Source organism: Variovorax sp. LjRoot84 (assembly GCF_964254305.1).
GTDB lineage: Bacteria > Pseudomonadota > Gammaproteobacteria > Burkholderiales > Burkholderiaceae_C > Variovorax.
The window spans coordinates 3,514,939-3,531,932 of record NZ_CAXUTE020000001.1 but is presented as its reverse complement, the minus strand read 5'-3'; the positions used below and the strand labels follow the sequence as shown (position 1 = coordinate 3,531,932).

Genomic DNA, 16,994 nt, shown 5'->3' with positions numbered 1-16,994 from the left:
GCGACGGAAAAGCCCTATCGGGAATCCGGGGCTCGAGGGGATTCCAGGCCATCGCTCTCGAGCGCCGCAATGATGAACTCGATCTGCGCGGGCTTTTCGAACACCCTGAAGTTGTACTGGCTCGACGCCGCGGCGACCTCCGCCGTGTTGATGCTGCCGTCGCGTAGGCGCCCGCTGAGCAGGGCGATGGCGCCGTGAACAGCCTGCTCGCGGATCTTTGCCACGACCGGCAAGGCATTGCCGCCGCGCACTTTCCAGTCGAGGATGTAGCCGTCGAACGGCGAGCGCTGGATCTCTGCGATCAACGCATTCGCGGCGCTGAAACCCACCGGCTCGTAGCCTTTCTCACGCAGCGCGGCGCAGATCGTCTGCGTGACTTCCTTGTCGTCGTCCAGTACCGCGATGCGGGCAGGCAGGCCGATCGTCTGGTCGATTTCGAAGCGGGCGATCTGCCGGGTCCTGGAGGATTTGGGCGCCGAGTCTGCAGGAACGACCTTGTAGGCGCCGGCGCTTTCCACGGCCACAAAGGTGGCGTTGCCGAGCTCTTCGCCATCGGCAAACCAGACGCGGCACGGGGCCCGGACCTCTCCCACCTGCAACGTCGCTCTCGTCCCTCCCTTGGCACGTCCGCCGCCGAGCATCTCCGGAAGCGACTCCCCGAACTTTTCCGCGAGGGTCTGCAACTCGTCGATGGTCCAGGCAGCCGTGCTGTGAACGCGGCGGTGCGCAGCAGCGCGCGAGAGATTGAAGAACTCGCCGACGAATGTGGATTGCCTGTGCTTGGGGATGCCGTGGCGGTCGAGCAGGGCGCGAACGGCCTGAGCGGCTTGCGACGGTGGTTCGTCTTCGTCGGGGGGCGGACTGGATGGCATCTACTCTGGCCTTATCAAAATGTAAGTTTGCGTCACGCGCAACTATAAATCACCTTTTGTATCGTCAGACGATACATAATACGCCACGCGCCAGACGGCATTGACTAGTTTTCCATCCGTTGACGATCAAAAAATGCTCGCTACGACCATGCAAAGCCACTCCACCGCGACGTTGTGCGATGGTCTACGGCTTGCGCCCTTCCTTGCGAGCGGTACGCGTGGCAATGCAGGAGCGGCGCAATGGTAGCGATCGCTGCGTTGCTCGATCAATGTGCTCCGCAGGTCTCGCCGGTGCTGATGCAGGCGCTCGTGCGTGCCGAGTCGGCCTGGCAGCCCCTGGCGATCGGCATGGACAAGGCGCACGGTTCGGTGAAGCAGCCGGCGACCTTGGAGGAGGCCGTCGCAACGGCCAAGGCCCTGGTTGCCGCTGGCCGCAAGTTCTCGGTCGGACTGGCGCAGATTCACGCGAGCAACGTGTCGCTGTACAGGCTGACCTGGCAGCAGGCCTTCGATCCGTGCCAGAACCTCGCTGTGGGCCAGAAGATCCTCTGGAACTCTTACCACCGTGCCGTGGCCTCCGGCTATTCCGGCATGGCAGCGATATGGGCGGCGCTGCGCGGCTACAACTCCGGCGGCGTGGACCGGGCGATCAGCGATGCGTACTGCAGCCGGATCTTCGCGTACATGAGCAGTGCGCCGCCCTCGGTGCATTTCGGCGCCGGTGCCCTGGCCGCCCGGCCCGCAGTCTCGGCCCCGCGCGCGGCGGTGAACGTCGCTGCGCTGCCGGCGGACGAAACCAAGAGCAAGCAGACCCTTGCCGGCGAGTCGCTCGACATCTTCGAAAAGGCCGGCAGCCGCCCGGGCTTCTGACCCTCTACCTGCGCAGTCAAACACCGACCACTTCACCTCGGGAGGATTCCATGCTTGCCCAGTTCACCATGCCGCTCCACAGGATTGATCTCGCCAAGGCTCGCCGCGTGGCCGGTTGGGCGCGCATGTCATGCGTTGCGGGCGCGCTCGCAGCAGCTGGCGATCCCGTCATGGCCCAAAGCCTGAAGCAGGCCGGCGTCAACATCTTCAACGCCATCTACGGCGTTGTCGGAGTGATCGGCGCCATCGCCTGCCTGCTCATGCTGCTGAATTGGGTGACCGGCAACTGGCTCGGCCGCGACGATCCGAAGAAGATCTTCTTCCAGGCGCTGCTGGGAACGGCGCTGGCCTTCGGTATCGTGGCGATCATCCAGTTCGTCAAGGACATGGTGGGCGGATCGGCCTCGGGCATCTCGAATCTTTGAGCGCCATGATGGAGGCCGGTCAACGCCACGAGGAGCCGGCGCTCGAGCGCGCCGTGATCTACCGCGGGCCGCAGGCACCGGTGCTGCAGGCCTACGTGCCGCTGCCCGTGTTCGGCGCCGAATGCATGCTCCTGCTGCTGTGCACGCGCCTGTTCGGGTTCTGGACCCTCCTGCTGCTGCCGCTGCATCTGGTCCTGGTTCTCAAGACCAACGACAACCCGTTCTGGGTACGGGACCTGGTGGCGAGCTACCGGCACCGCTGGTTCGCCCTGAACAAGAACAGCCACGGCCGCGGCGTCGTCAGCTTCAGCCCGCACCTGAATCGGAGCGAGGTGCAGTGATGTCTGCCGTGCCCAGCACCAAGGCCGAGCGCAGTGTCGCCAGCTGCCTGCCGTACTCGCAGCAGATCGACGACCACACCGTCATCACCTACGAGGGCGACCTCACGCAGACGATTTCGGTGCAGGGCCTGTCGTTCGAGACCCTCGGCCACAGGGAGCTGGACAACCTCAATCAGCAATGGTTCTCCGCGATCAACAACATCGCGCGCAGCCCGAACGTGGCGCTGTGGACGCATCTGGAGCGCCGGCGCGTGCGCTACGACTTCTCTGACATCCGCTACGACAACAGCCTTTCCGCGGAGTTCGCCCGGCAGTACGCGCGCAAGTTCGAGGGCGAGCAGCACTTCACCAACCAGCTGTTCGTCTCGCCGGTGTATCGCCTTGCCGGCAACCGGGCGGACCGCACCAGCATCCGGTTGTCGACGCGTTCGAGCGAGGCCATGACCGAGCTGCGATTGCGGGCGCGCGACGAGCTGTCCAAGCTGTCCGCGCAACTGATGGCGAGCCTGAAGCGCTACCACCCGCGGCAGCTCGGGACCTACGACCTGGACGGGCAGCTGTGCTCGCGCACCGCCGGGTTCTATGGCCGGCTGCTGAACAACACCGACCGGAACATCGGGCTCGGGGCGTACGCGTTGAGCCAGAGCCTGCAGGCCGCGGCGCTGAACTTCGGCGCCGAGACGGTGGAGATCGAGGGCGCGGCCGGCTCCCGGTTTGCCGCCATCCTCACGCTGGTGGCCCCGTACCGGGCCGAGCATCTCGATGCCAAGGTCTTCGAAGGCCTGCTGTCCTCGTCCTTCGAGTTCGTTCTCAGTCAGTCGGTGACGGTGATGGCCTTCGACAAGGCCGATGCCCTGCTCAAGACCCAGTACAACAAGATCAAGTCCACCAGCGACAACGAGGAGCAGCTCAAGGAGGTCGCTGCGGCGCGCACGCAGCTGCAGGCCGGCAAGTTCTCGATGTTCGAGCACGAGCTGATCCTGGTGGTCTATGGCGACACCATCAAGGAGCTCAACCAGAACGTCAATGCCGCCGTGACCCTGCTCGACCAGAAGAGCATGAGCACCTCGCGCGAGCGGGGCGGGGCGCTGATCTGCACCTACTTCAGCACGCTGCCGGGCAACTTCAATTACGGACGCATCCGCGCGATGCCGATCAGCAGCAAGAACTTCTCCAAGTTTTTCCCGATGCACAACCATCCCAGGGGCAACGCGCAGGGCAGCCAGTGGGGTGCGCCGATTGCGCTGCTGAAGACCGCCGCGGGTGGGCCTTACTTCTTCAACTACCACGTGAGCCGCAACCGGCTGCTGGAGCAGGGCATCCGGCTCGACTACGACGACGAGCCGGCGGCGCGGCGCGGCTCGGAGGAAGAGCAGGGCGGGGCGGCCAACGACGCCGCCGGTGACGCGCGAGCCCGGGCGCACCGCAAGGAGCTGGGCAACTACAAGATCATTGGGCGTTCGGGCGGCGGCAAGACGGTGTTGAAACTCGCGCTGCGCCTGCTCGCAAGGAAGCAAGAGATGGCGAGCGGCCGGCCACTGAAGATCTTCAGCTTCGACAAGGACTATGGCGAGGAGATCTGCATTCGCGCGATGGGAGGGCGGTACTTCCGGATCACCGGCGGCGAGCCGACAGGCATGAACCCGTTCTCCATGCCCCCGACCCCGGAGAACATCTCCGTGATCCTGAGCATCATGAGCTGGAACGCGCAGTTCGACGGCAAGTACGTCATGACGCACAAGGACGAAGAGGATCTGCTGCGCAGCATCCGGCAGGTCTACGAACTCGAGCCGAAGCATCGCCGCTACGCCCGAGTGCGCGATTCCCTGCCTACCCATCGCGAGAGCAGCCTCTACAACGCGCTGGGTCGCTGGTGCGACGGCGGTGCCTTTTCGTGGGTCCTGGACAACGAGACCGACCGGTTCGATCTGAGCGGCGCCGACAGCTTCGGCTTCGACATGACCAACTTCCTCGACATCGAGGAGGCGAGAACGCCGATCCTTCGATACCTGACGCACAAGATCGCGCAGCAGGCGTCCGGCGCGCCGCACATCATCGACATCGCCGAGGCTTGGCGGGCGCTGAAGGATCCGCTGATGCAGAGCTTCATCGAGAACAAGGGCAAGACGATCCGCAAGGAAGACGGCGTGATCGGACTGGACACGCAGGAGCCCAGCGACATCAGCCGCTCGCCGCTCGGCAGCACGCTGCTGTCGCAGTTCCCGACCCAGCTGCTCCTTCCCAACGGCGAGGCCGAGCAGGCCGACTACATCGACGGCCTGAAGCTTACGCCGCGCGAGTTCCACCTGATCAAGCACACCGAGGAGAACTCAGGGCAGTTCCTGCTCAAGAAGGGGGCCGAGTCGATGCTGGTGAGGATGGACCTGAGCGGCATGGACGACATGCTGGCCGTGCTGTCCGCGAGCCTCGACAACGTCGAGGTCATGCACGCAGCGATCGCCGAGGGGGGTCCCGAGCCGGCCGCCTGGCTGCCCCTGTTTCTGAAAAGGAGAGTGTGATGAAGCGGTTCATGTGCGCTAGGCGCTTCTTTCTCGGACTCGTGGCGAGCGCTGGCCTGGCCAGCGGCGCCAACGCCCAGATCCCGGTGACGGTCACGAGCGACATCCCGGCGACGATGAACCAGATCGAGACGATCATGAAGTGGACCGAGCAGCTGCGCTCGATGAGCGACCAGCTCGACCAGATGAAGCAGGTCTACGGGACGCTGCAGGGAATGCGCAACCTGGGCAGCCTCATGAACAACGACCTGCTGACGCAGTACCTTCCACAGGACTACGTTGGCGCGGTGCGGTCGCTCAAGAACGGCAGCGGGTCGTTCGCCGGCATCTCGGGGTCGCTGAACGACATCATGCGAGCCAACCAGCTGCGATCGTGCACGGAGCTCAACAGCGACCCCACCATGCGTTCTTCCTGCAACCAGCAGTGGCAGCAACTCGCACTACAGAAGCAGATCGGCGACATGGGTTACCGCAAGGCTGCCGAGAACATCCGCAACCTGCAGACCTTTGTCGGTTCGATCAACGCGTCGACGGACGTGAAGGCGATCAACGAAGTGCAGGCGCGCATCCAGGTGGAAACCGTGCGGATGCAGAACGAGCAGATCAAACTTTCGACCATCCAGGCGATGGAAGAGGCGGACCGCCGGCTCCAGCAGCAGTCGGCGATCGACAACTTCAATGCTGGCATGACCCGTGGGGCGGCTGGCGGCATCAGGTTTTGACGCTATGAAAACATCAAACCTCTTTGTCGCTCTGGGTGTGCTTGTGGCATCCCTCGCCGGATGCGGCAAGAAAGAAGAAATAAGCCAGTTGCCAAGGTTCGACGCCAAAGCCATCGCGGCAGAGACAGACAAGGGCAACCTCGCTCCGCTAACGGAGCTGAACAAGGCCTGCACCGAAGAGGTCGAAAAGAACGGCAAGCGGATGGCGGTTTGCAAGGTGCAAGACGAGGTCGGAAAGCTCACTAAGCCACTCACCGTCAGGTTCTGATGCGACGCACGTCATGGCCGACAACATCATCGGTGACATCTACAACAACTTTGAACGGGCGTTGGGATCGTTCTACGAAACGGCCGCTGCGGGCATCTCGGGTTATGTCATTCCCGTCGCTTGGGTGCTTCTGGGCATCTGCATGCTGATCTGGTGCTATCTCGTAATTGAGGGCAAGGTTGCGGTGCCGATCACTGACTGGTTGTTGAAGTTCGTCGGCTTCATGATCGTCCTCTACGCAATGGGCAACGGGTATCTGTCGTGGGTCGCGCGACCCATCTTCAACCTTCCATCTGAACTTACGAACGCGCTGAGCGCAACATCTTCCAGTGCACCCGATTTATTGGGTCAAGTGAACGAGAAAATCGTAGATCTCGTCTCAGCGATGTTCACTGCTGGCACGAACTTAGTGAAAGAATTGGCGATTGGTCCAGCGATCGCCCTGTTCCTGATGGGCGTCCTGGTGATCGTGGCTACGTACCTGCTGCTAGCTGCCGCTATGTTTTCAATCATCTTCTCGAAACTCGGCTTGAGCATGGTGCTCGCTGTCGGGCCATTCTTCTTGCTCGCGCTTATCCTCCCGCAGACGAGGAACTACTTCTACTCGTGGCTGAACACGGCTTTGTACTTCGTCTTCTATCACGTGTTTACTGCGCTATTCATCTTCATGTTCATCGGAATCGTCAACAGCTACGTTGGCAAGCTGAATATGACTTTGGGCGGCGTTTCGGGAGGCGGTGGCGTGCTTTCGATGGTTGCGCGGCTGGTGGGAGCAAAAGGAGACGGGCTGAATGTCGCCGCACTGACCATACCCATTCTGCTCATATCGCTTGCCATGTTCTTCATGTTCCTGCAGATCCCGGTCATGTGCGCATCGCTCACAGGCGGAAGTGGTGGCTCGTTCGGTGCAGGACTCACGAACTTGATTCACGGACGGTCGCTGCTGGGCCGCTCAAGCTCCAAGTGAGGCTGCTGACATGAAGCACCTGCTCAAGCTGTTCTTGTTCGCCGTGGTCATCAGCCTCGTTGGCTGCGGCGCTCCCAAGCCGCCGGGCTGGCCGACAGGCGAGGAGCGGCCCATCAATGCGTCGCAGAGCACGAAGGCAGCCAAGTGACCGACAAGCAGACCTACTTCTCGCAGGCGCTGGACTGGGATACCCAGCAGCGCCTCGATCTGGAGCGTCGCGCCTCACGCAACGCCAGGATCGCCTGGGCCTGCGGCATCTTGTGCGCCTTGAGTGTGCTCAGCATCAGCGTCCTGCTTCCACTCAAGCAGTTCGTCCCCGCCATCATCCGCGTCGACAACGCCACCGGTGCCTACGACGTCCAGGCGCCCGGTGAGACAGTGACAGTGGGCCGCGACCGCGATCAGAAGATCGTTCAATCGGATGTCGCTCGCTATGTGCTTGCGCGGGAGGGCTTCACGCGCGGCGAAGCAGAAGCCAACTACAAGACGGCCTACCTGATGTCCTGCGGACCGGTGCGCACCGATTGGGAGAACTACTTCAATCCCGAGATCAACGCCCAGTCGCCGGTCAAGACGATGACGCCGACCGATGCCGAGCGCGCAGAGATTCAGAGCATCACGTTCCTGCCGACCGACCAGGACGATCTGCGCGTGGCGCAGGTGCGCTTCGACAAAACCGTGACGCGCGGCGTCGCCCCGCCTGTGCGCACGCGCTACATCTCGACCCTCACGGTGCGGTACGAGAAGGCCAACATACCTTCTCAGATCCGGGACCTGCATGTCAACGCCTTCGGCTTCTGCGCGGTGAACTACCGGCGTGACCAGGAGGGCGTGCCGCAGGTGCTCGGCGCGCCGGCAGCGCCCGGGTCGGTGGGGCCCGCTCCTGTCTCGTCGACATCCGCGATCACGCCGGCCAATGTCGGCATGCCGCAGGCCGCAACCAGATGAACCACTGTGCGTGTGCGCTCCTTACGCTGCTGCTCTCGGCCGGATTCGTCCGCGCCGAGATCGGCACCGTGCCGTCGGCGGGCGATGCGCGCATCCAGACCGTGAAGTTCACCGGCGACAACATCATCCGCATCGCCGCTGCCGAAGGGGTGGTCACCACGATCGAGCTCAGCAAGAAGGAGGAGATCAAGGACTTCGCGATGGGTGACCGCGATGCCTGGCATGCGGCCATCAACGGCAACCTGTTCGTGCTCAAGCCCAAGGACGTCAAGGCGGACACCAATCTGACCATCTTCACGAATCGGCGCTCGTACCTGTTCCAACTCAAGACCACCAGCCGCACGTCGCGCAGCGTCGCGTACTGGGTGCGCCTGCAGTACCCCGAGCAGGACGCCAGCACACCTGAGGCCATCGCGCTGGCGAAACAGGAGGCCGAGCGCAGGCAGATGAATTCGGACCTCAAGGAGTCTTCGCGGGAAGGAACGCCCAACTACGACTACTGGATCGTGGGGCCGCAGGAGCTGCAGCCCCTGTCCATGCACGACAACGGCCGACAGACCTTCATGCTGTTTTCTGCTGCCAACCCGCTGCCCGCGGCGTTCGTGATCGAACCCGACGGGACCGAGAGCCTGGTCGACTACCACGTCGAGGAGGACACCATGGTGCTGCACCGCGTGGTGCAGCGCGTCATCCTGCGCCGCGGCGCGCTGGTGGCGGGCATCGTCAACCGCTCGCCGAGCCTGCCGATCCAGTCATCGCCGACCGGCACCGCCAGCGGCAGGGTCCAGCGCGCAATCCGGGAACCGGGAGGCTAGCGATGTTCGAGCAGAAAAGGGAAGCACCGGTTGCCGAGGAAGAGCGCGAGGGCCTGGTCGAGCGCAAGCGCGCCGTCGCGCCCGGGCAGAAGCTGATCCTGGTGGCGACGTCGACCGTGGCGGCGCTGCTGATCCTCTTCGGGATCGCCAGCAAGAACAACTACTTCGGCCTCTTCGGGGCGCAGGCAGCATCGAAGAATGACCCCAAGACCGATGCCCGGCCGCTCGCCGCGCCCGAGGTCAAGGTCCCGCTGGCGCTCGGTCCGGTGGCCGGTCCGCCGACGTACGTGGAGTGCCCCGGCGGCCTGCGTCTTCCGATCGGCCTGAACTGCCCCGAGCTCGAAAAGAAACCCGACACCGGCCAGCCCGCCGCCCAGGGCGGCATGACGGAGGAGGATCGTGTCCGCGAGCGCCGCCGCAAGAGCGCGATCAACCTTGCCGCGACGCAGCCGGTGTCGGCTGCTGCGGCGCAGCTGGGTGCTGTAGTGACGACGGCGTCTGGCCTGCCCGGCGCCTCGACGCCGCAAGGCGGCACGAATGCCCTGGCGAGCGCACTGTCCGCCACGATCACGCCGGGCGCCAGCGCGACCATCAACCGCAATCCGTCGATGACCCTGGCCAAGGGCACGCTGCCGGATTGCACCTTGCTGACGGCGATCCTGACCGACCAGCCAGGCTTCCTCAAGTGCATCCTGAGCGCGCCGGTGATGTCGATGGACGGCAAGGTGGTGCTGATGGAAGCCGGCACCACTATGGAGGGCGAGTACGCGCAGGGCCTGCAGGCCGGCCAGAAGACGATCTTTACCCTCTGGTCCCGCGCTGTGACGCCGAACTTCGTCTCGGTCCAGCTCAATTCGCCCGGTACCGATGCGCTGGGCCGCGCAGGCACCTCCGGCTATGTCGACAACAAGTGGTTCGAGCGCTTTGCCGGCGCGGTGTTCTTTTCGCTGTTCGAGGATGCCAAGCAGAGCTACATCGCTCGGGACGACGCGCGCGCCTCGCGATCAGCGGGCGCTACCTACGGCGATACATACAACATCGGCACGCAGGGTTCGCTCTCGCAGCTGAACAACACGGGCAGCACGACCAAGTCGATCGTCGAGGAGATGCTCAAACAGGGCAGCCAGCTGCGGCCGAGCCTGTACAAGAACCAGGGCGAGGTCATCAAGATCTTCGTGGCGCGGGACGTCGACTTCTCGACGGTCTACGAGTTGCGTCCGGCCGCATCGGTGAACTGAGCAGCGCGGTCATGGGCGCACCCGACAAGTACGTTTCGATCCTGGCGCACCTGCGTGCATTCGAAGGCTGGCTGGCCGATCCGAGTGTCAACGAGGTAGCGGTGAACGCGCCGGGAGTCGTGCAGCTGTGGAAGCGCGGCGTGTGGGAGCAGGTCGAGGCGCCCGCGATCAGCTTCGAGTACCTTCAGGCGCTGGGCAACTTCCTGGCGAACATCTCCCAGAAGCCCTTCGACGAGGGCGACCCGATCTTGTCTGCCTACCTGCCAGGTGGCGAGCGCATCGAGATGACGATGCCGCCGACCGCGGCGCGCGGGATGATCTACCTCAACCTGCGCAAGCACACGAGCCAGTCCTTCGAGCTGGGCCAGTTTGTCGAGCAGCGCTACTTCCAGCGCACGCGGCATGTGCACTCGGCATCTCTGTCGGATGACGAGCGTGCGCGACTGCTCGTTCATCTCGAGCCGGCACAGGTCGAGCTATGGGATCTGGCCAAGGCGGGTGACTGGCCGGCATTCTTCGCACGGGCGGTGAGAGAACATCAGAACCTGATCGTTTCCGGTGCCACCGGCAGCGGCAAGACCTCCTTTATCCGTGCCCTCATCGAGTTGATCCCGGCCTGGGAGCGACTCATCACCGTCGAGGACACGCCGGAGATGCCGCTGCGCAATCATCCGAACTCGCAGGCGCTCTTTTATCGGCGGGATTCGCATGCCGGCGAGCGTGTGGTGGGTGCCACGGCCAAACAGGTGCTGCAGGCCGTGATGCGCAAGACGCCCAACCGCGTGCTGCTCGCCGAACTGCGCGGTGACGAGACCTTCTACTACGTGCAGAACGTTCTCAACTCGGGGCACCCGGGCGGCGTCACGACCGTTCATGCAAACTCGCCACAGGAGGCGTTCGTTCGGATCGCGCTGTTGATCAAGGCGTCCGACGAGGGCCGCAGCCTGGCGCTTCAGGAGATCATGCGGCTGCTGCACACGCTGGTGCATGTCGTCGTGCAGTTGGTGTTCGATCGCGAGCTAGGGCGGCACGTCCCGGCCGTCTACTACGACCCGATGCATGCGCTATCCGTCGTGGGCTAGATGATCCGGCAACAGTAGGAGATGGACATGAATCATGTGCAACTGATCGGACGTCTTGGCCGGGATGCGGAGCGGGCCGGCTCGGCCGAGGATGTCCTTGCGATTCTTAACCTGGCGACCAACGAGCGCTGGACGGACAAGGCCGGCCAGGACGTCGAGCACACCGAGTGGCATCGGCTGGTCTGCAAAGGCCGGCTGGCCCAGTGGGCTCTGTCCACGCTGGGAAAGGGGGCCGAGGTGTTTGTGGAGGGCCGGCTGCGATCAACACGCTGGACCGGGCGCGATGGCAGCCAGCGACGCGGCTTTGAAATTCTGGTGGACGAGTTGAAGGTGATCAGTGGTGCGCCGCGAAGAGATCGCGTGGTACTGGCAGCGAAGGGCTTGTCGTCGATTGAGAAGCTGCTCAGGGATCGCGCCAGCGGCAGGAGGCGCGATGTGTCCCTCGCCGACTTGTCGGGGATGCTCGGAAGTGTGCGCGAGTCTCTTGAGCAAGAGGCAGCGGGCGCGCGTTTGTGACCGACACGCTTGGCCTGCCCCAGGCGTCTAAAGTCATACCGAGCGTGGACAGCGCAACATGACCTGGATGGGTATTCCGGCGCATCGTGACCGCCCGTTCCGGGCCATCGTGACCGGGCATTCCGGTCGAACGCGCAGGTACATGCCGCCGCCGTCGGCGTAACGCTCGCCGATCGCGGCACCCTTGTGCTTCACCTGCCTCACGAACGTGTCTGTCAGCATCGCCGCTCCTTGGCTTGTCGGTACGGCGTGTCGGTACCTGATGTCGGGACCAGCGCAGGTACCTGCAAAAATACCGACAAAGTACCGACAAAGTACCGACAAAGTACCGACATGGCATGCTATGCCGCGGATTGGCTTGAGGCAAAGAAAAACCCGCTTTCCCTCGAAGAGATGCGGGTTCGGAGACTGATGTGAATTTCGAGAACGTTTGGCGCTGATTTCGGCAATGGACGGCGCTGCTTTTCAGGTTCGCCGCTTCGACAGAACCTAATTTCCGGCATGACGTGTCACTGTTTCGCACATTTCCGGCAATTCGTGTCGCGTCTTGGAAGAGGGCGCCTGTCGTTCTTCCCCGATGAGGCACCGTATCGCGGTGCGGGCTGTGCGACGCGACTGGACACCGCTGGATGCTGGGTGTACGGAAAGGCAGACGCCTCCAGGGAATGTCACCCCCCCAAAGCGGGGATGCGGATTCATTTGTACGAGCACAACATGAAGCTTCCTGGGGTCTGCTGACTCCGCTCCATGTCACAGTGCAAAGTGATCGACTCGCGCAGGGAGAAGCCTACGGGGCCGGCTACACGATCATTTCCGCCATCATCACTTCACGGGACCAGGTCGTTCCGCGTGTCGTAGGGCATCTCCGGGAACAGTCCCGGCACCAGCGTGTGAGGCATGAACATCACGCCCAGCGCGCTGCCGGAGATTTCGCGACCTGATCCTTGCCGATCGTTCTGGTCGCGCCCGACTTGTTCTCGACGACGAACGGCTGTTCGAAAGCCTGCCCCTGGCGATCGGCGAGATTGTGGGTGGGCCATCGGATCCCAAGGGCTGCCCGCGGTGGACGGCACGATGATGCGCACCGGCTTCGCGGGTCAGGCAGGCGTCTCGGCTCGCCCAATCCCTGCGGTTCGTGCGATGACGAGGGAGTCATCTCCGTTCCGCATCGCAGCAGATCAGCGTTCGCCGCGATCGAGCACCCAGGGCATCTTTTCCCACAGTGAGCACTTGTGGAACTCTGCAAACTGTGCGACAGGCGAGGCTTGGCTCCGTCCGCCCGGCCGCAGCGACATCAACGATCCGTCCGCGATCAATCGGGGCCACGCCGCCTGGCCGGGAACCTCCGGGTTGAAGTTTCTGGCGAACGCGGCCCAGTAGCGGGTCATCTCCTTCGACAACTGCCACTGCGCTTCGGTAAACCGTGTGGAGGAGAACTGCGCCATGTGAGGTGAATCGGGCCACGTGAACGGAGTATCGAGACCATGTGACGCGCGAAACTCATAGCCGGGCGGCGTCGAGGGCGCCGGTGGGTTTGGATCCTCGAACTGATAATAGTAAGTCGGCGTTTGCCGCGCGAGATATCTCGCCAGCGCCAGGTTGGTGCAACCGCCGAGACCGCGCATTCCGCTGTCGGTAATGAAGTCGCCGATGACATTGGGCAGCGCGTACTGGCCCGAGTATTTGTCCGCTGGATACGCTGCCAGCAACGCTGGGGCACGGTCAGCCCCGACGAGCCGGGTTACCCAGGCCGCGTACGCCTGGGCCGTGAAGTTGGCGAAAGCCGCGCCGGAACTACGACCTTCTTCGCGCGTGCTGCCCAGCAATACAGGCACCGCCCTCCATTCGCCTGCTGCCATCAACTCGATCGCAGGCTTGCGGTGGAAGCCTTTGGGATCGATATGTGGATTCCAGGCGCCTCCGGCAGTCACCAACTCGCCGGCGCTCTTGGAGCGCAAGCAGGTCACGACATTCTCCGGGTTCGCGCATCCAAGCTTGGTTGCAAAGGCTGCCGCGCGCGCCTCCGATTGCGCGACCGTGTCAACGTCCCGCAAGCAATCATCACTGGAAATAATCGCCGCATGAAGAAGCCCAGCGGTACCAGGGTTGACAAGGAGCGCGCAAACATTGGTTCCTCCTGACGAGGTTCCTCCCAACGTAACCTTGGTGGGATTGCCGCCGAATGCACCGATGTTGCGTTGAACCCATTCCAGCGCTGCTTTGATGTCGAGCAATGCATAGTTTCCCGCCAGGCGATCCTTGGCCTGCTGGGCGAGGGCGGGATGATTCAAGAAACCGAGTGATCCGAGGCGGTGATTGATGGCAACGACCACAACCCGGTTCTCTGCCGCCATGCGAGCGCCGTCGATCTGGACGGCGCCGCCGACCGTATTGGCCCCGCCGTGAACATACACAAGTACCGGGAGCGATGTGCCCGAAGCAGTGCCTGCGGGACGATAGAGGTTGAGATAGAGGCAGTCTTCGTTCTCCGTTCGACCGATGACCGGGGAACCACCCATCTGCGGGCAACTAGGTCCAGCGACCGTCCCGTCTCGTACGCCCTGCCAGGAAGCGGCTCTCTCGGGGGGAGCCCAACGCAGGCTTCCCATTGGCGGCGCCGCGAAAGGCAGTCCGAGGAACACCTCCGCGTCTCCTTTTGCAAGGCCTTTGACGCTGCCGTTCTCGATCGTTGCCGTCGAGCGGCCTGCATCGACTGCAACCCCGGCCTTATACACACAGCCAACCTGTGCAAGGGCCGCGGCGCTCATGGCAATCCAGAAGGCTAGTGAGAATGAACGATGGGTCATGGAAAACTCCTGGTTCGTGCATTAGCGGCCACGCTTCCATCTATCTCGGGGCCAGCGGCATTCCATTGCGCCGAAAAGTGAATCAGTCTCGCAATCAGATCGCGCGGCCAGACCTTCGTCAGTCCGCGACGCTGCACTTGGATCATGGAAGTCAGTGTATTTAACTATCGTTTAGTAAACGAATTCAATGTTAAAGTTCGCGCCCTGTCAACACGATTTCCCGAGAGGCTCGCTCATGCGTTATCTCAGCCCGCGCGAGGACGACCGAGCTGGATCGAGGGCGGTGGTCGAGCCCGCGCGAGTCACTCGCGAAGGGCTCCTCGACGACGGCTTCATGGCGTACGTCTATGCGCAGCTTCCGGAGGGAGCGCGGCTGCGCACGGCCGAGGAACTGGAAGCGTCGATCGAAGGCATCCTGTCGCGGCATGATGGCGATACAGCTGTTCATGTGTTTGGATATGGATCGCTGATGTGGAATCCCGCGGTGGAGCACACTGGCGCGCGTCCGGCGAAAGTTCACGGCTGGCACCGCGCCTTCTGCCTGCTCTCGGTCATCGGGCGGGGGTCGCAAGAGTGCCCCGGGCTGATGCTCGCCCTTGACCGGGGTGGCGCGTGTCAGGGAGTGCTTTTGCAGATCGAGCCGCGCAAGGTGCGTGATGAGCTGCGGGTGCTCTGGCGAAGGGAGATGCTGACCGAGGTTTACCAACCGCGATGGGTGACTGCTGATGTGGACGGCCGGGCCGTGCGCGCGATCACCTTTACGGTCAACCGATCGCATCCGCGCTACACGAAGACGCTCTCCCTGCATGAGATGGCCCGGATGATCAACACAGGAGCGGGCAGCCTCGGCACCTGCCGCGAGTACTTCGACGCCACGATTCAAAAGCTCGAGACGCTCGGCATACGCGATGTCGGGATGGAGCGCCTGCGCTGCGCTGCAGGCTGAGGCCCCATCCCCGCCATCAGGCCGCCGCTGGCGCCCGCAGTTCCTTGCGGAGGATCTTGCCCACGGTCGATTTCGGCAGGGCCTCAAGAAAGGTGATGTGGCGAGGCACCTTATAGGGTGCCAGGAGCTTGCGGCAGTGTGATTCGACGTGGTCCTCCTGCAGGCCCGGCGAGCGACGCACGACGAACAGGTGAGGGACTTCGCCGGAGCGCTCGTCGGGCACGCCTACGCACGCGCACTCCAGCACATCCGGATGCAGCGCGACCACGCCCTCGATCTCGTTCGGATACACGTTGAACCCGGACACCAGGATCATGTCCTTCTTGCGGTCGACGATGGTCATCAGTCCCTGCGCATCCATCGTGACGACATCGCCCGTGCGAAACCAGCCATCGCTGGTAAACGCCTTGCGCGTTTCTTCTTCGCGTTTCCAGTAGCCTGCGAACACCTGCGGCCCCTTGATAAGCAACTCACCGGGCGTGCCGTGCGGAACCGGGTCGCCCGCGTCGTCCACGATCAGCACGTCGGTGGAGGGCACCGGCACGCCGATGGTGCCGTTGCAGCCTGGCGCATTAAAGGTCGCGCTGGGCGACGTCTCCGTCAGGCCATAGGCTTCGGTGATCGGTGGCCCGCCCGCTGCCTCCCACTTGCGCGCGACCGCCGCCTGGATCGAGGCGCCGGCCCCGATGACCATGCCACAACGCGAGAAGTCGACCGATGACAGTTCGGGCATGTTCACCATGCCGTTGAACATGGTGTTGACGCCGATCACCACATCGAAGGGCATCCGGCGCAACTCGGCGCACAAGGCCTGGATGTCACGCGGATTCATGACAAGCCGGTTGTGTCCGCCGCTCACCAGAGCCATCAGCGCCATGCCGAGCGGGAAGATGTGGTACAGGGGCAGCGGCGTGACCAGCTCGAAGTTCTGGATTTCGAGGGTCAGTCGCAACCAGGACTGCATCTGCAGCGAGCTGGCAAGCACGCTGCGGTGCGTCAGGCATGCGCCTTTGGAAACGCCCGTGGTGCCGCCGGTGTACTGCAGGAAGGCAAGATCGGAGGGAAGGACATCCTCGCCTGCAAAGTCGGCGTCTGCCAGCGTGGACGTGGCGTCGCGCAAGCTGACGATGCGAGGGTCGGCGTGCTCAGGCTTGACCCCCGTCTCTCCGGCAGTCGCGAACAGGGCCTGTTTCACGCCTTGCATCGGCACGGTCATGACATGCCGAAGTTGCGTCTGGTCGAGAACCTCGGAGACAAGGCCGATGAACGGCTCGCCAGCCAACAGCGCGGACGCCCCCGAATCGGCCAACTGGTACTGCAACTCGCGGGCCGTGTAGAGCGGATTCATCGCCACACCCACCATGCCTGCGCGCAGGATCGCCGCTAACGCTACCGGGTAGATGAGGTTGTTGTGCAGTAGCAGGGCGACCCTGTCGCCCCGTTTGAGACCGGCCGCTTGCAGGGACCGCGCGAGCAGCGCCGATGCATGCTCGACCTGGGCGTAGGTCAGCGATTCACCGGCGCAGGTCACAGCCGTCCTGGCGGCGTGCCTCGTGAAAGCGCCTTCGAGCAAGGTGACGAGGGTGTCGTGCTCGCCGTACACAAGGTCACGAGGCAGTCCTGCCGGGTAGGAAGCATGCCAAATTCTTTGATCCACG

At 63.4% G+C, this 16,994-nt stretch carries 18 protein-coding genes; 14 read left to right on the top strand and 4 right to left on the bottom strand.

Going from position 1 to position 16,994, the window contains the following annotated elements:
• Nucleotides 1–14: 14 nt before the first annotated feature.
• The gene (locus ACSQ9I_RS17630) at nucleotides 15–872 is read right to left on the bottom strand and encodes a helix-turn-helix domain-containing protein (RefSeq protein ID WP_436313925.1); all 858 of its coding nucleotides are present in this window, start codon (nucleotides 870–872) and stop codon (nucleotides 15–17) included.
• Nucleotides 873–1,112: 240 nt separating this feature from the next.
• Here ACSQ9I_RS17630 and ACSQ9I_RS17625 point away from each other — a divergent pair, with 240 nt between their 5' ends.
• The 13 genes from ACSQ9I_RS17625 (at nucleotide 1,113) to ACSQ9I_RS17565 (ending at nucleotide 11,583) form a co-directional block, all read left to right on the top strand.
• Entirely contained in the window at nucleotides 1,113–1,742 is a 630-nt protein-coding gene (locus tag ACSQ9I_RS17625; protein ID WP_436313924.1) for a lytic transglycosylase domain-containing protein, read from the top strand.
• A 170-nt stretch (nucleotides 1,743–1,912) separates the two neighbouring features.
• Nucleotides 1,913–2,167: a hypothetical protein gene (locus ACSQ9I_RS17620; RefSeq protein WP_436313923.1), complete on the top strand. Its 255-nt coding sequence runs from the start codon at nucleotides 1,913–1,915 to the stop codon at nucleotides 2,165–2,167.
• 5 nt (nucleotides 2,168–2,172) lie between these two features.
• Nucleotides 2,173–2,508, top strand: a complete 336-nt coding sequence (locus ACSQ9I_RS17615; protein WP_436309204.1) for a hypothetical protein — start codon at nucleotides 2,173–2,175, stop codon at nucleotides 2,506–2,508.
• Entirely contained in the window at nucleotides 2,508–5,027 is a 2,520-nt protein-coding gene (locus ACSQ9I_RS17610; protein ID WP_436313922.1) for a conjugal transfer protein TrbE, read from the top strand. The genes ACSQ9I_RS17615 and ACSQ9I_RS17610 overlap by 1 nt, the downstream gene beginning before the upstream one ends.
• Nucleotides 5,027–5,749 (top strand): P-type DNA transfer protein VirB5, encoded by a 723-nt coding sequence (gene virB5 / locus ACSQ9I_RS17605; protein WP_436313921.1) that lies wholly within the window; start codon nucleotides 5,027–5,029, stop codon nucleotides 5,747–5,749. The genes ACSQ9I_RS17610 and virB5 overlap by 1 nt, the downstream gene beginning before the upstream one ends.
• Nucleotides 5,750–5,753: 4 nt before the next feature.
• On the top strand, nucleotides 5,754–6,017 hold the full coding sequence (locus ACSQ9I_RS17600) for a hypothetical protein (protein ID WP_436309203.1): 264 nt from the start codon (nucleotides 5,754–5,756) through the stop codon (nucleotides 6,015–6,017).
• A 13-nt stretch (nucleotides 6,018–6,030) separates the two neighbouring features.
• The gene (locus ACSQ9I_RS17595) at nucleotides 6,031–6,984 is read left to right on the top strand and encodes a type IV secretion system protein (RefSeq protein WP_436313920.1); all 954 of its coding nucleotides are present in this window, start codon (nucleotides 6,031–6,033) and stop codon (nucleotides 6,982–6,984) included.
• A 10-nt stretch (nucleotides 6,985–6,994) separates the two neighbouring features.
• Nucleotides 6,995–7,132: a hypothetical protein gene (locus ACSQ9I_RS17590; protein WP_436313919.1), complete on the top strand. Its 138-nt coding sequence runs from the start codon at nucleotides 6,995–6,997 to the stop codon at nucleotides 7,130–7,132.
• On the top strand, nucleotides 7,129–7,932 hold the full coding sequence (locus ACSQ9I_RS17585) for a virB8 family protein (protein WP_436313918.1): 804 nt from the start codon (nucleotides 7,129–7,131) through the stop codon (nucleotides 7,930–7,932). The genes ACSQ9I_RS17590 and ACSQ9I_RS17585 overlap by 4 nt, the downstream gene beginning before the upstream one ends.
• Nucleotides 7,929–8,747 carry a TrbG/VirB9 family P-type conjugative transfer protein gene (locus tag ACSQ9I_RS17580; RefSeq protein ID WP_436313917.1) on the top strand — a complete coding sequence of 273 codons (819 nt, stop codon included), beginning with the start codon at nucleotides 7,929–7,931 and terminating at the stop codon, nucleotides 8,745–8,747. Before ACSQ9I_RS17585 ends, ACSQ9I_RS17580 begins: the two co-directional genes overlap by 4 nt.
• Nucleotides 8,748–8,749: 2 nt before the next feature.
• A complete protein-coding gene (locus ACSQ9I_RS17575) occupies nucleotides 8,750–9,985 on the top strand; it encodes a TrbI/VirB10 family protein (RefSeq protein WP_436313916.1) in 1,236 nt (411 codons plus the stop codon).
• An 11-nt stretch (nucleotides 9,986–9,996) separates the two neighbouring features.
• A complete protein-coding gene (gene virB11, locus ACSQ9I_RS17570) occupies nucleotides 9,997–11,067 on the top strand; it encodes a P-type DNA transfer ATPase VirB11 (RefSeq protein ID WP_436313915.1) in 1,071 nt (356 codons plus the stop codon).
• 27 nt (nucleotides 11,068–11,094) lie between these two features.
• Entirely contained in the window at nucleotides 11,095–11,583 is a 489-nt protein-coding gene (locus ACSQ9I_RS17565; RefSeq protein ID WP_436309196.1) for a single-stranded DNA-binding protein, read from the top strand.
• 33 nt (nucleotides 11,584–11,616) lie between these two features.
• On the opposite strand, the gene ACSQ9I_RS17560 is transcribed toward ACSQ9I_RS17565, so the two are convergent.
• Nucleotides 11,617–11,805 carry a hypothetical protein gene (locus ACSQ9I_RS17560; protein ID WP_436313914.1) on the bottom strand — a complete coding sequence of 63 codons (189 nt, stop codon included), beginning with the start codon at nucleotides 11,803–11,805 and terminating at the stop codon, nucleotides 11,617–11,619.
• A 956-nt stretch (nucleotides 11,806–12,761) separates the two neighbouring features.
• Nucleotides 12,762–14,390: a carboxylesterase/lipase family protein gene (locus ACSQ9I_RS17555; RefSeq protein ID WP_436313913.1), complete on the bottom strand. Its 1,629-nt coding sequence runs from the start codon at nucleotides 14,388–14,390 to the stop codon at nucleotides 12,762–12,764.
• A gap of 235 nt (nucleotides 14,391–14,625) precedes the next feature.
• On the opposite strand from ACSQ9I_RS17555, the gene ACSQ9I_RS17550 reads away from it, so the two are divergent.
• Complete coding sequence (locus ACSQ9I_RS17550; RefSeq protein WP_436313912.1) at nucleotides 14,626–15,336, top strand: gamma-glutamylcyclotransferase; 711 nt, start codon at nucleotides 14,626–14,628, stop codon at nucleotides 15,334–15,336.
• A gap of 16 nt (nucleotides 15,337–15,352) precedes the next feature.
• On the opposite strand, the gene ACSQ9I_RS17545 is transcribed toward ACSQ9I_RS17550, so the two are convergent.
• Complete coding sequence (locus tag ACSQ9I_RS17545; protein ID WP_436292829.1) at nucleotides 15,353–16,993, bottom strand: AMP-binding protein; 1,641 nt, start codon at nucleotides 16,991–16,993, stop codon at nucleotides 15,353–15,355.
• Between the last annotated feature and the right edge of the window lies 1 nt (nucleotide 16,994).